The organism is Streptomyces sp. NPDC037126 (assembly GCF_055605965.1).
In genome coordinates this window covers 15,862-27,475 of sequence record NZ_JBVJTD010000023.1, presented here as the reverse complement: position 1 = coordinate 27,475, position 11,614 = coordinate 15,862, and the positions used below count along the sequence as shown (strand labels likewise).

At 72.8% G+C, this 11,614-nt stretch carries 12 protein-coding genes and 1 tRNA gene; 8 read left to right on the top strand and 5 right to left on the bottom strand.

What is annotated here, in order from left to right:
* The first annotated feature begins 68 nt into the window (after nt 1-68).
* Nucleotides 69-1,226 (top strand): SUKH-4 family immunity protein, encoded by a 1,158-nt coding sequence (locus ACZ7FF_RS35995; RefSeq protein ID WP_470817815.1) that lies wholly within the window; start codon nt 69-71, stop codon nt 1,224-1,226.
* Between the two features lie 90 nt (nt 1,227-1,316).
* Here ACZ7FF_RS35995 and ACZ7FF_RS35990 read toward each other — a convergent pair.
* Nucleotides 1,317-1,391 (bottom strand) — tRNA-Cys (locus tag ACZ7FF_RS35990).
* A gap of 173 nt (nt 1,392-1,564) precedes the next feature.
* On the opposite strand from ACZ7FF_RS35990, the gene ACZ7FF_RS35985 reads away from it, so the two are divergent.
* The 6 genes from ACZ7FF_RS35985 to ACZ7FF_RS35960 all read left to right on the top strand — a co-directional run bounded on the left by ACZ7FF_RS35985 (nt 1,565) and on the right by ACZ7FF_RS35960 (nt 7,459).
* Entirely contained in the window at nt 1,565-2,998 is a 1,434-nt protein-coding gene (locus ACZ7FF_RS35985; protein ID WP_470817814.1) for an MFS transporter, read from the top strand.
* Nucleotides 2,999-3,061: 63 nt separating this feature from the next.
* A complete protein-coding gene (locus ACZ7FF_RS35980; protein ID WP_470817812.1) occupies nt 3,062-3,262 on the top strand; it encodes a hypothetical protein in 201 nt (66 codons plus the stop codon).
* Nucleotides 3,259-3,636, top strand: coding sequence for a type II toxin-antitoxin system death-on-curing family toxin (locus ACZ7FF_RS35975; RefSeq protein ID WP_470817810.1), 378 nt, complete (start codon nt 3,259-3,261; stop codon nt 3,634-3,636). The genes ACZ7FF_RS35980 and ACZ7FF_RS35975 overlap by 4 nt, the downstream gene beginning before the upstream one ends.
* 167 nt (nt 3,637-3,803) lie before the next feature.
* Entirely contained in the window at nt 3,804-5,603 is a 1,800-nt protein-coding gene (locus ACZ7FF_RS35970) for a DEAD/DEAH box helicase (RefSeq protein ID WP_470817809.1), read from the top strand.
* Nucleotides 5,604-5,904: 301 nt separating this feature from the next.
* Nucleotides 5,905-6,546 carry an IclR family transcriptional regulator gene (locus ACZ7FF_RS35965; RefSeq protein ID WP_470817808.1) on the top strand — a complete coding sequence of 214 codons (642 nt, stop codon included), beginning with the start codon at nt 5,905-5,907 and terminating at the stop codon, nt 6,544-6,546.
* Nucleotides 6,547-6,667: 121 nt separating this feature from the next.
* Nucleotides 6,668-7,459 carry a S16 family serine protease gene (locus ACZ7FF_RS35960; RefSeq protein WP_470817807.1) on the top strand — a complete coding sequence of 264 codons (792 nt, stop codon included), beginning with the start codon at nt 6,668-6,670 and terminating at the stop codon, nt 7,457-7,459.
* A gap of 9 nt (nt 7,460-7,468) precedes the next feature.
* Here the strand turns inward: ACZ7FF_RS35960 and ACZ7FF_RS35955 are convergent, their stop codons facing one another.
* The 3 genes from ACZ7FF_RS35955 to ACZ7FF_RS35945 form a co-directional block, all read right to left on the bottom strand.
* Nucleotides 7,469-7,651 carry a hypothetical protein gene (locus ACZ7FF_RS35955; RefSeq protein ID WP_470817805.1) on the bottom strand — a complete coding sequence of 61 codons (183 nt, stop codon included), beginning with the start codon at nt 7,649-7,651 and terminating at the stop codon, nt 7,469-7,471.
* Between the two features lie 21 nt (nt 7,652-7,672).
* The gene (locus ACZ7FF_RS35950; RefSeq protein WP_470817803.1) at nt 7,673-8,281 is read right to left on the bottom strand and encodes an ArsR/SmtB family transcription factor; all 609 of its coding nucleotides are present in this window, start codon (nt 8,279-8,281) and stop codon (nt 7,673-7,675) included.
* 101 nt (nt 8,282-8,382) lie between these two features.
* Nucleotides 8,383-8,862, bottom strand: coding sequence for an Lrp/AsnC family transcriptional regulator (locus ACZ7FF_RS35945; protein ID WP_470817801.1), 480 nt, complete (start codon nt 8,860-8,862; stop codon nt 8,383-8,385).
* Between the two features lie 122 nt (nt 8,863-8,984).
* On the opposite strand from ACZ7FF_RS35945, the gene hppD reads away from it, so the two are divergent.
* On the top strand, nt 8,985-10,130 hold the full coding sequence (gene hppD / locus ACZ7FF_RS35940; RefSeq protein WP_470817799.1) for a 4-hydroxyphenylpyruvate dioxygenase: 1,146 nt from the start codon (nt 8,985-8,987) through the stop codon (nt 10,128-10,130).
* Nucleotides 10,131-10,137: 7 nt separating this feature from the next.
* Here the strand turns inward: hppD and ACZ7FF_RS35935 are convergent, their stop codons facing one another.
* The gene (locus tag ACZ7FF_RS35935) at nt 10,138-11,610 is read right to left on the bottom strand and encodes a tetratricopeptide repeat protein (protein WP_470817798.1); all 1,473 of its coding nucleotides are present in this window, start codon (nt 11,608-11,610) and stop codon (nt 10,138-10,140) included.
* Nucleotides 11,611-11,614: the final 4 nt, after the last annotated feature.

Here is an 11,614-nt window from a genome sequence, read left to right as displayed (position 1 = left end):
GGCATCCGCCCGAGGACGGCGTACGACGTCCGCACACAGTCACGCACGGGGAAGATCGCGGGGGAGCGATGAGCACGACCGACGCCGAAATCCCGGCGATCACGCTGACCGAGGCCGAGCTGGACCGCCATGTCACGCACGCGCCGACGCGCGGCCTGCTCACGGGCCCCGGCCTGCCCGCCCGCACCGACGTGCTGACGTTCTCGCCCCTGCGCGCCCACGGCCTGCGCACCCTGGCCGACGCCGCCGACGGCCCCTTCCACCTGGCCGAGGAGTTGCGCGGCCGGCTGGTGATAGGCGAACTCCTCAACCCGGCCGGCATGGAGCGCGAGTCGATCCTGCTCGACGGCGGCACCGGCGAGGTGACGACGGCCTACCTGTTCGACCCGTCCGAGCCGCGCCCCTTCGCGCCCTCGCTGGCCACCCTGCTGCGCTTCGCCGCGGTCACCGAGGAACTGGCGGGCCTGCGCGGCCGTTTCGCCTCCCTCGCGGGTCAGTACGGCCCCGGCACGGCCGCCGAGGCCTCGCGCCGCCTCCTCGCGCTGTTCGAGGAGGGCACCGACGGCGAGGTGCCGCCGTACTGGAAGGCCGCGGCCCTGATCCGCCCGCTCGCCCTCGTCGCGGGCCCCGGCACGGCCCCGGGCCTCACCCTGGACGTCCCGGCCCGCGTCCTGGACCAGGAGTTCGGGCACGGCCGGGTGGCCCGCTTCGAGGAGGTCGACTTCCCCGCGACGCTGACGCACGAGCCGACCCGCCGCTTCCTGCGCGAGACCGGACTGCCGGAGGAGGCGGTCCTCTTCCACGCCGACACGGACGTGCCGCTGCCGACCCTGCGGGAGTACTTCGCCGAGGAGCGCGCCGACTACCCGGTGTCCGCGCTCCCGGCCCACTGCGACCACCTGATCCGGCTCGGGTACCTGGTGGAGGACAACAGCCTGGTCGTCGACGGCAGAACGGGCACGGTGCTGAACTTCAGCGAACCGGAGGCGACCCTCTACCCCCTCAACACCGACGTCTCCACGCTCGCCTGCACCCTCTGGCTGCTCCACCACGAGCGCACGATCGACGAGCACCTCGCCCACGAACTCACGACGGCCGCCTACGACCAACTGGCCGCGGCCATGCTGCACACCCTCACGACCCTCGACCCCACCACCACCCACCCCGAGACCACCTGGCACTACTGGACGGAACTCTTCCAGGACGAGGCGGGCGGAGTGCTCTGATCCGCCGAACGAGACGGAAAGCGGGACGGACCGGCACGAGGGCGGCACCCCGCCTGGGGTGCCGCCCGCTGGTCCTGCCTGTTCAGGCACTGGAGGCCGTGGCGGGATTCGAACCCACGTAACTCGCTTTGCAGGCGAGCCCCTGAACCACTCGGGCACACGGCCGTGTTGATGGGTTCGACCGTAGGGCGGGGCGGTGGGGGGCTCAAGGGGGCCGGGCGGGCTGCAACGGGACTGCCATACCGCGTTCACGAAAGGGGGGCGTAGGACCAAGGTCGGAGCGCGGGTAGGGCTCCTGACAGGGGTCAAACTCGGTTGTGGGCCTTACTCTGGCGGGCATGAGCGCCCTTGAGTCCCGTGACGCCGCCGTCCTGGAGCACACCGCGGAACCGGACGGCGGTGTACTGGGCCGGGCCCACCGGGCGCTGAGCATCGGGATCGTCTCCGTCGTCCTGCTGATCGCCTTCGAGGCGACCGCCGTCGGCACCGCGATGCCCGTCGCGGCACGGGAACTGGACGGCGTCGCGCTCTACGCGTTCGCGTTCTCCGGCTACTTCACCACCAGCCTCTCCGGCATGGTGCTCGCCGGCCGGTGGGCCGACCGGCGCGGCCCGCTCGGCGCGCTGACCACCGGCATCGCGGCCTTCGCGGCGGGCCTGGTGATCGCCGGGACCGCCCGCACGATGTGGGTGTTCATCCTGGGCCGGGCCGTCCAGGGACTCGGGGGCGGCCTGGTCATCGTCGCGCTGTACGTCGTCGTCGGACGCGCCTACCCGGAGCGGCTGCGGCCCGCGATCATGGCGTGCTTCGCGGCCGCCTGGGTCGTGCCGTCCGTCGTCGGCCCGCTCGCCTCCGGCGCCGTCACCGAACACCTCGGCTGGCGCTGGGTGTTCCTCGGCATCCCCGTCCTCGTCGTGCTCCCGCTGGCCCTCGCCCTGCCCCAGATACGGCGCAGGGCGTCCGGCCCGGTGGCCGGGGAGCCGGGCGCCGGCTCCGCCTCCCTCGACCGGCGGCGCATCCGGCTCGCCCTCGGCATCTCCCTCGGCGCCGGCCTCCTCCAGTACGCCGCCCAGGACCTGCGGCCGCTCTCCCTCCTGCCCGGACTGGCCGGCGCCGCCCTGCTGCTGCCCGCCGTCCGCGGCCTGCTTCCCCACGGCACCTACCGGGCCGCCCGCGGCCTGCCCTCCGTCGTGCTGCTGCGCGGGCTGTCCGCCGGGTCCTTCGTCGCCGCCGAGTCCTTCGTGCCGCTGATGCTGGTCACCCAGCGCGGGCTGTCGCCGACGCTCGCGGGGTTCTCGCTGGCGGCGGGCGGCTGCACCTGGGCACTGGGCTCATGGGCGCAGTCGAGGCCGCGCCTCGCGCCGTACCGGGAGCGGCTGATGAGCATCGGGATGGTGCTGGTCGCCGCCGCGATCGTCACCGCGCCGAGCGTGCTCGTGCCCGCGGTGCCGGTCTGGACCGTCGCCGTCGCCTGGGGCTTCGGGTGCTTCGGCATGGGCCTGGTGATCTCGTCCACCAGCGTGCTGCTGCTCAGCCTGTCCGCCCCCGCGGAGGCCGGCGCCAACTCCGCCGCCCTGCAGATCTCCGACGCCCTCTCCAACGTCGTCCTCCTCGCCGCGACCGGCGCCGCCTTCGCGGCCCTCGGCGGCGGCAGCACGGCGGCCCCGGCGGCCGGCGGCGCCCACCCCGCGGCGTTCGCCGCCGTCTTCCTGCCGATGGCGGCGGTCGCGCTGGCCGGCGCCTGGGTGACGACACGGCTGCGGGAGCGGTGACCTCCGCGCGGGACGGCCGTAAACCCGTGACCCGGTGGTGATCGTCCGCCCTACGTTGACTCCATGCGACCGCTGACCGTCTTCCTCGACCCGGACACCCACCAGGCACTCACCGACCTCGCCGACGCCCAGGGGCGCACGCCCGAACAGGCGGTGCAGGAGGCCGTGCGCCGGTATCTGCGCGCGGAGCAGCACGGTGTGCTGCAGGCCGCCGAGCGGCTCGCGTCGGCCCACGCCGACCTGCTGCGAAGGCTCGGCGAATGAGCACCCGGCACCTCACGGTCGCGGAGGTCACCGCCATCGCCACGCTCGCCTTCGGCGGGCGGGCGCCCGAGGCGCGGGAGCCGGGCCTGCTGGCATCGGCCGTGCACCGGCCGCGGGCCCGGATGTTCGGCACGGCCGCGTACGAGGACCTTTACGAGCAGGCCGGGGCCCTGCTGCACGCCCTCGCCGCGAACCACCCCCTCGTCGACGGCAACAAGCGCACCGCCTGGCTGGCGACGGCCACCTTCCTCGTGCTGGGCGGGGTCGATCTCGCCGGCGTCGACCAGGACACGGCGTACGACCTGGTCATCGATGTGGCGTCGGGCACGGAGAGCGACGTGGCGGTGATAGCGGGGCGGCTGCGACGGCTGTGACGTGGGTCCCACCCGCGGGCGACCCGGCCTCGTTCGCGGGCCGGTACCGGTGGGGCGCCGGTAGGGTGGCCCGGTTGTCATACACAGCCGCCCGCCCGTCACCCCCACCGCCCCGACCGACGCGACCACGCGCGGCTCACCAGTTTTCGACCCGATCCACGGAGACCGTGACTACCACCGCCGCTTCCTCCGCGCACTCTCACCACCTTTCCCCCGCCTTCCCGGGCCGCGCGCCCTGGGGCACCGCCAGCAGGCTGCGCGCCTGGCAGCAGGGGGCGATGGAGAAGTACATCCAGGAGCAGCCGCGTGACTTCCTCGCCGTCGCCACGCCCGGCGCCGGAAAGACCACCTTCGCGCTGACGCTGGCCTCGTGGCTGCTGCACCACCACGTGGTGCAGCAGGTGACCGTGGTCGCGCCGACCGAGCACCTGAAGAAGCAGTGGGCCGAGGCCGCGGCGCGGATAGGGATCAAGCTCGACCCCGAGTACAGCGCGGGTCCGCTCGGCAGGGAGTACGACGGGGTCGCCGTCACCTACGCCGGTGTCGGCGTACGGCCCATGCTGCACCGCAACCGGGTCGAGCAGCGCAAGACGCTCGTGATCCTGGACGAGATCCATCACGCCGGCGACTCCAAGTCCTGGGGCGAGGCCTGTCTGGAGGCCTTCGAGCCGGCGACCCGGCGGCTCGCGCTGACCGGTACGCCGTTCCGGTCCGACACCAACCCCATCCCCTTCGTGGCGTACGAGGAGGGGACGGACGGCATCCGGCGGTCCGCCGCCGACTACACCTACGGGTACGGCAACGCCCTCGCCGACCATGTCGTCCGCCCCGTCATCTTCCTCTCCTACAGCGGCAACATGCGCTGGCGGACCAAGGCGGGCGACGAGATCGCGGCCAGGCTCGGCGAGCCCATGACCAAGGACGCCGTCAGCCAGGCCTGGCGCACCGCCCTGGACCCGCGCGGCGACTGGATGCCCAGCGTGCTGCGCGCCGCCGACCAGCGGCTGACGGAGGTCAGGAAGGCCATCCCGGACGCCGGGGCCCTCGTCATCGCCTCCGACCAGGACTCCGCCCGCGCCTACGCCAAGCTCATCCGGGAGATCACGGGCACGCGGGCCACGCTGGTGCTGTCCGACGACACCGGCGCCTCGAAGCGGATCGACGACTTCAGCGCGAGCGACGACCGGTGGATGGTCGCGGTCCGGATGGTGTCCGAGGGCGTCGACGTGCCGCGGCTCGCCGTGGGCGTCTACGCGACGACCATCTCGACCCCGCTGTTCTTCGCGCAGGCCGTGGGGCGTTTCGTGCGCTCCCGCAGGCGCGGCGAGACCGCGTCCGTGTTCCTGCCGACCGTGCCCGACCTGCTGACCTTCGCCAACGAGATGGAGAAGGAGCGGGACCACGCCCTCGACAAGCCGAAGAAGGAGGGCGAGGAGGACCCGTACGCCGAATCCGAGAAGGAGATGGAGGAGGCGAACAAGGAGCAGGACGAGGACACCGGCGAGCAGGAGCAGTTCTCCTTCGAGGCGCTGGAGTCCGAGGCCGTCTTCGACCGGGTCCTCTACGACGGCGCCGAGTTCGGCATGCAGGCCCACCCGGGCAGCGAGGAGGAGCAGGACTACCTCGGCATCCCCGGTCTGCTGGAGCCCGAGCAGGTGCAGATGCTGCTGCAGAAGCGGCAGGCCAGGCAGATCGCGCACAGCCGGAAGAAGCCGGACAGCGAGGCCGACCTGCTGGAGCTGCCCGCCGAGCGGCGCCCGGTCGTCTCGCACAAGGAGATGATGGAGCTGCGCAAGCAGCTCAACACCATGGTGAGTGCCTACGTCCACCAGAGCGGCAAGCCGCACGGGGTGATCCACACCGAGCTGCGCCGGGTCTGCGGCGGGCCGCCCAGCGCGGAGGCCACGGCGGGGCAGCTGCGGCAGCGCATCGCCAAGGTGCAGGAGTGGGCCACCCGCATGCGGTGAGCGGCTGACCTGCCCGGCTCGCCGGCGCGCACGACGTATCCGGACGAATGATGGCAGGCCGTCTCGGCCATTGACCGGATTCTGGACGGAGACTTCCGCTCAGCGAACCGGCTTCGCTACTGTCCCGCTACGCATACGCCCCGTGGCAGCGCCGCCGCGGAGCGCAGCCGTGAAAGCGACTTGGCCCGGTACCGCCGGGCCGTCCTGCCGATCGGCGGCCTCTGAACGCGTCGCCGACGGGACTCGACGACGCATACGCAGCTCAGCGGTCGCCGACCTCACCGCCGAAGGAGTGGGCGTCGTGACCGCGGAGACCTCTCAGACGCTCGACCGGGGACTGCGCGTCCTCAAGCTGCTGGCCGATACCGACCACGGGCTGACCGTCACCGAGTTGTCCCACAAACTGGGCGTGAACCGGACCGTGGTGTACCGGTTGCTCGCCACGCTGGAACAGCACGCCCTCGTACGGCGTGACCTCGGCGGGCGCGCCAGGGTCGGGCTCGGGGTGCTGCGGCTCGGGCGCCAGGTGCATCCGCTGGTACGGGAGGCCGCGTTGCCCGCCCTGCGGTCGCTGGCCGAGGACATAGGGGCGACGGCCCATCTGACGCTGGTCGACGGCACGGAGGCACTGGCCGTGGCCGTGGTCGAGCCGACGTGGACCGACTACCACGTGGCCTACCGGGCGGGGTTCCGGCATCCGCTGGACCGGGGCGCGGCGGGCAGGGCGATCCTCTCGGCCCGGCAGGCACCCTCGCTCGACCCCGGCTACACGCTGACCCACGGTGAGCTGGAGGCCGGCGCGAGTGGGGCCGCGGCGCCCCTGGTCGGCGTGACGGGGGTCGAGGGCAGCGTGGGCGTCGTGATGCTCGCGGACTCCGTGCCGGAGCGGGTGGGCCCGCGAGTCGTGGAAGCGGCCCGGGAAGTGGCGGAGGCGCTGCGCTGAGCCGCCGGCGCCGAGGCGTCCGCCCCCGGCGTCGGTGCCGAGCCGCTCATGGCCGCACCGCGGAGAGCGGTGGGGCCGTGCGGCGAGCGGGAGCGCGGGGACCGTCACGTAGATTGATTGCGTGCTCTCACGTCTCACGCGTCCCCAGGCCCTCGCTGTGTGTGCGCTGCCCGTCGTGGCGCTGATCGCCACGGCGGTGTTCGCGCCGCTGCCGTTCTCCGTGGCGGAGCCCGGGCTGACCGCGAACGTGCTCGGGTCGAACAAGGGCGCCCAGGTGATCACGGTCTCCGGCGCGCCGGTCCGCAGGACCAGCGGGCAGCTGCGGATGGTCACGATCGTGGCGACCGGTCCGGACGTGGCGGTGTCCCTCGGTGAGGTGATCGGCAACTGGTTCCGCACCGACCGGGCCGTGATGCCGCGCGACGCGGTCTACCCGAGCGGCAACACCGTCAAGGAGATCGAGAAGCACAACGTGGCGCAGATGCAGCAGTCCCAGGACGCCGCTACCCAGGCCGCGCTGAAGTACCTGAACCTGAGCTCCGACAAGGTCAAGGTCAAGCTGAAGCTCGCCGGCGTGGGCGGCCCGAGCGCGGGGCTGCTGTTCACCCTGGGGATCATCGACAAGCTGCACGGCGACGGCCGCGGCGGTGACCTCACGGGTGGCCGGAACATCGCCGGTACGGGGACGATCGACCCGGCCGGCCAGGTGGGCGCTGTCGGCGGGGTGGCCCTGAAGACGCGGGCCGCCCGGCGGGACGGTGCCACCGTCTTCCTGGTGCCGAAGGCCGAGTGCGCCGATGCCCAGGCCGAGCTGCCGAAGGGGCTGCGGCTGGTCCCGGTGACCACGCTGAAGGGCGCGGTCGACGCCCTGGGGGCGCTGGAGCAGGGCAAGGGCGTGGTACCGAGCTGCTAGCGCGGCCGGTCAGGCCACCGCCGCAGCGGACCCGGGGGCGGAGGCGAGGCGCAGGCCGAGTTCGACCAGGGTCCAGCCGACGCGGGTGCGCAGCTCGACCGGGGTCTTCGCGCGGGCGGCGAGGCGGTGGGCGTCGGCCCGGCCGCGCAGGTCGGCGGTGCGCAGCTGGGCGAGCAGGATCTCGTTGTGCATGGCGGTGGCCTTTCCGTCCGGTCAGTCGCTGTCGACGGGGAACAGGTGGGTGTGGACGCGTACTTGCTCGGTGCCGGGGGTTCCCGCGCCGGGCGCGCGGTGCCGGTACTCGTCGATCAGGGCCTGCACCCTGCGGGTCAGCTCGGCGGCCAGCTCGGGGGTGAGCCGGAGCGTCGCGTCGCTCAGGTTGGCGCCCTCGGACCAGGCCGGCAGCCACTTGTCGCGGGTGGCGACGAAGGAGGCCAGCTCGCGGCCGTGCGACGTCACCATCTCGTGCAGGAAGACGTCGGCCGCGCCGCGCACCGCGGGGTCGGGGCTGGTGAGCAGGTCCTCGCCCATGCTGAGTCCCTGGTCGACCGCCTTCCACCAGCGCTCCCGGCCCTTGCCGTGCTCCGGTGCGTCCTCGACGAAGCCGTGCGCGGCGAGCTGGCGCAGGTGGTAGCTGGTGGCTCCGCTGGACTCGCCCAGGCGGGCGGCGAGTTGGGAGGCGGTGGCCGGCCCGTGGTGGCGCAGGGCTTCCAGCAGCTGCATGCGCAGCGGGTGGGCGAGCCCGCGCAGCGAGCGCGCGTCGAGCCGCCGTTCCTGCCGTTCTCCGTGCTCCGTCTCGTGCTCTGTCGCGTGCTCCGTCATGCGTACAAAGATAGCTATGCAAAGGCTTCTTTGCAACACTCTCTTTGCATCGACTTCTTTGTAAGTCCCGGCGCCCGCCGGTGGGTGCCGCGCGCCAGGTCCTAGTCCTCTTCGCTGTCCTGGGCGGCCTGCTCCACCAGCGGGATGATCCGCAGCGGTACGGGGTTCTCCATCACGATGGCCGTGGAGGCCCGGACGATGCCCTCGAAGCCGACGACCCGGTCGATCACCCGCTGGAGGTCGGCGTTCGAGCGGGCCACCAGGCGGCACAGCATGTCCCCGCTGCCGGTGGTGGTCAGCAGCTCCAGCACCTCCGGCACGGTCGACAGGTGCGCCCGGACGTCGGGCCCCTGGCCCTGGCGGATCTGGAGCGTGGCGAACGCGGTGACCGGATAGCCGAGGGCCGCCGGGTCCACCTGCGGGCCGAACCCGCGGATCACCCCGTTCGACTGGAGCCGGTCGAGCCGCGCCTGCGCGGTCCCCCGCGCGACCCCGAGCCGCCGGGACATCTCCAGCACGCCGATGCGCGGCTCGCGTGCCAGCAGCACGATGATCCGCCCGTCCAGATGATCGATCGCCACGGGACCCCCAGTGATGGTCATCCTGTACAGAAAGACCGCATGCGCGGTCGTACCACTAAACAGATTGCCCAGTGAATACGGAAACTATTGCGCACCTTGCAGAGTCGGGCCACCCTTCCGGCATGACGCAGACCACACACCACACTCCCGACACCGCACGGCAGGCCGACCCCTTCCCGGTCAAGGGAATGGACGCGGTCGTCTTCGCCGTGGGCAACGCCAAGCAGGCCGCGCACTACTACTCCAGCGCCTTCGGCATGAAGCTGGTCGCCTACTCCGGGCCGGAGACCGGCAGCCGTGAGACCGGCAGCTACGTGCTCGAGAACGGCTCCGCCCGCTTCGTGTTCACCTCGGTCATCAAGCCGAGCACCGAGCAGGGCCGCTTCATCGCCCAGCACGTGGCCGAGCACGGCGACGGCGTCATCGACCTGGCCATCGAGGTCCCCGACGCCCGCGCGGCCCACGCCTACGCCGTCGAGCACGGCGCCCGCTCGCTCGCCGAGCCGTACGAGGTGAAGGACGAGCACGGCACCGTCGTCCTCGCCGCGATCGCCACCTACGGCGAGACCCGCCACACCCTGGTCGACCGCTCCGGCTACGACGGCCCCTACCTTCCCGGCTTCATCGCCGCGGAGCCGATCGTCGCGCAGCCCGCCCAGCGCACCTTCCAGGCCATCGACCACTGCGTCGGCAACGTCGAACTCGGCAAGATGGACGAGTGGGTGGCGTTCTACAACAACGTCATGGGCTTCACGAACATGAAGGAGTTCGTGGGCGACGACATCGCCACCGAGTACAGCGCGCTGATGTCGAAGGTCGTGGCGGACGGCACCCTCAAGGTCAAGTTCCCGCTGAACGAGCCCGCGATCGCCAAGAAGAAGTCCCAGATCGACGAGTACCTGGAGTTCTACGGCGGCCCCGGCGTCCAGCACATCGCGCTGAACACCAACGACATCGTGCAGACGGTCCGCACCATGCGCGCGGCCGGTGTCGAGTTCCTCAACACCCCGGACTCCTACTACGACACCCTCGGCGAGTGGGTGGGCGACACCCGCGTGCCCGTCGACACCCTGCGCGAGCTGAAGATCCTCGCCGACCGCGACGAGGACGGCTACCTGCTGCAGATCTTCACCAAGCCCGTCCAGGACCGGCCGACGGTCTTCTTCGAACTCATCGAGCGGCACGGCTCGATGGGCTTCGGCAAGGGCAACTTCAAGGCCCTGTTCGAGGCGATCGAGCGCGAGCAGGAGAAGCGGGGCAACCTGTAGCGGAGGCCTACGCGCTGGGCGGCGGATCGGTGGACTCGTCGCCCAGCGCCCGCAGCGCCGCCTTCGCCGCGGGCACCCACAGGGGCGAGAAGTAGGGGTTGTCCCGCAGCGCCTCCTGGAGGTGCCTGCGCGCCGGCCCGGTCAGCTCCAACTCGCCCTCGATCATGCCCAGGTGGAAGGCGTACAGCGCGCTGCGCACCCCGCCGCCCTTCGTCTTGTCCGTGGCGATCGAGGCGTAGTCCAGGGCCTGGCTGTCCTCGCCGGCCCGGTGCAGCGCCCAGCCGAGCGCGTTCGCCACCTCGATCCCCGGCTGGCGGTCCCACTCGTCCTGCAACCGCTCCACGGCCTCCACCGGGTCCCCGTGGTCGGCCTCGTACTGGCCGACCAGCAGCTCCTCGTCGACCCCGCCCGCCGACTCCCGCCGTACCAGGCTCTTCACCTGGTCGTACTGGGTCCGGGCCTGCCGGGACATGCCGAGCGACTCGTACAGCTCGCCCAGCTCCAGGGCGTCCCGCGGGTTCGGCCGCCGGGCCAGGGCCGCCCGGTACGCGGCCGTCGCCTCCGTCGTACGGCCCAGCGCCGCCAGCACGCGCGCCCGCCCCGCCGGTGCCGCTCGCTGGTCGGGGTCCAGGCGCAGGGCGGCCTCGAAGTGGCGCAGCGCGTCCTGGAGGTCCCCGCGCTCCCAGGCCAGCTGCCCGAGCCCGGCCAGATAGGCGGCCTGCTCGGCGGGGGAGCGGGCGGTCGCCGCCGCGTCGGTCAGCTGGGCCACCGCGTCCTCGCGCCAGCCCCGGTCCCGGTAGACCGCGGCGGCCCGCGCCTTCACCGCCGGCTGCTCGCCCGCGCCGGTGTGCAGCCCCAGCAGCTTGTCCAGGGTGGAGCGGGCCTTCTCGTAGTCGCCGAGCCCGGTGTAGGCGTCGATCAGCGGCGGATACGCCGTCCACTGCTTCGGCGCCTGCTTCAGCGCCTGCTCGCCGTACTGCTTCGCCTCGGGGAAGTCCCGGCGCGCGAGCGACAGCGCGGCCAGGCCGTCCAGCGCCTCGGGGTTCTGCCCGCCCCGCACCTGGAGCGAGGTCTGCAGCGCCTGCTCGGCCTTCGGGTAGTTCGCCGCGTCGGCGGTCCGGCGCCCACGCTCGACGTACGCCGTGCCCAGAACCGCCCACGCCCGGGCGTCCTGCGGATTCGCCCGCACCCGCTGCTCCTGCTGCCCGATCAGCGCCGTCAGCTGCGGCAGCGCGGCCGGCACGCCGGAGGTCACCGCCGCCAGCGCCTGGGCCGGCGCCTGGGCCGGCTGCGCCCGCGGTCCCGCGGCGGGCGGCCTGACGGCCTCGTGCCGCGGCTGGGGCCACAGCGCCAGCGCGCCCGCGACCAGGCCGCCAACCAGCGCGGTGACCAGCGCCCGCCGCAGCAGCCGCCGGGGGCGGCGCGGCGCCGGCGGCTCGGCCAGCAGGGACGTACCGGGCTCGCACAGTCGGTTGTCCATGGCG

Excerpts from the sequence above, each read along its gene's own strand:
- ACZ7FF_RS35950 (WP_470817803.1), bottom strand. The coding sequence starts at position 8,281 with ATGACGGAGCACGCGACAGAGCACGAGACGGAGCACGGAGAACGGCAG.
- ACZ7FF_RS35995 (WP_470817815.1), top strand. The coding sequence starts at position 69 with ATGAGCACGACCGACGCCGAAATCCCGGCGATCACGCTGACCGAGGCC.
- ACZ7FF_RS35985 (WP_470817814.1), top strand. The coding sequence starts at position 1,565 with ATGAGCGCCCTTGAGTCCCGTGACGCCGCCGTCCTGGAGCACACCGCG.
- ACZ7FF_RS35935 (WP_470817798.1), bottom strand. The coding sequence starts at position 11,610 with ATGGACAACCGACTGTGCGAGCCCGGTACGTCCCTGCTGGCCGAGCCG.
- ACZ7FF_RS35980 (WP_470817812.1), top strand. The coding sequence starts at position 3,062 with ATGCGACCGCTGACCGTCTTCCTCGACCCGGACACCCACCAGGCACTC.
- ACZ7FF_RS35975 (WP_470817810.1), top strand. The coding sequence starts at position 3,259 with ATGAGCACCCGGCACCTCACGGTCGCGGAGGTCACCGCCATCGCCACG.
- hppD (WP_470817799.1), top strand. The coding sequence starts at position 8,985 with ATGACGCAGACCACACACCACACTCCCGACACCGCACGGCAGGCCGAC.
- ACZ7FF_RS35955 (WP_470817805.1), bottom strand. The coding sequence starts at position 7,651 with ATGCACAACGAGATCCTGCTCGCCCAGCTGCGCACCGCCGACCTGCGC.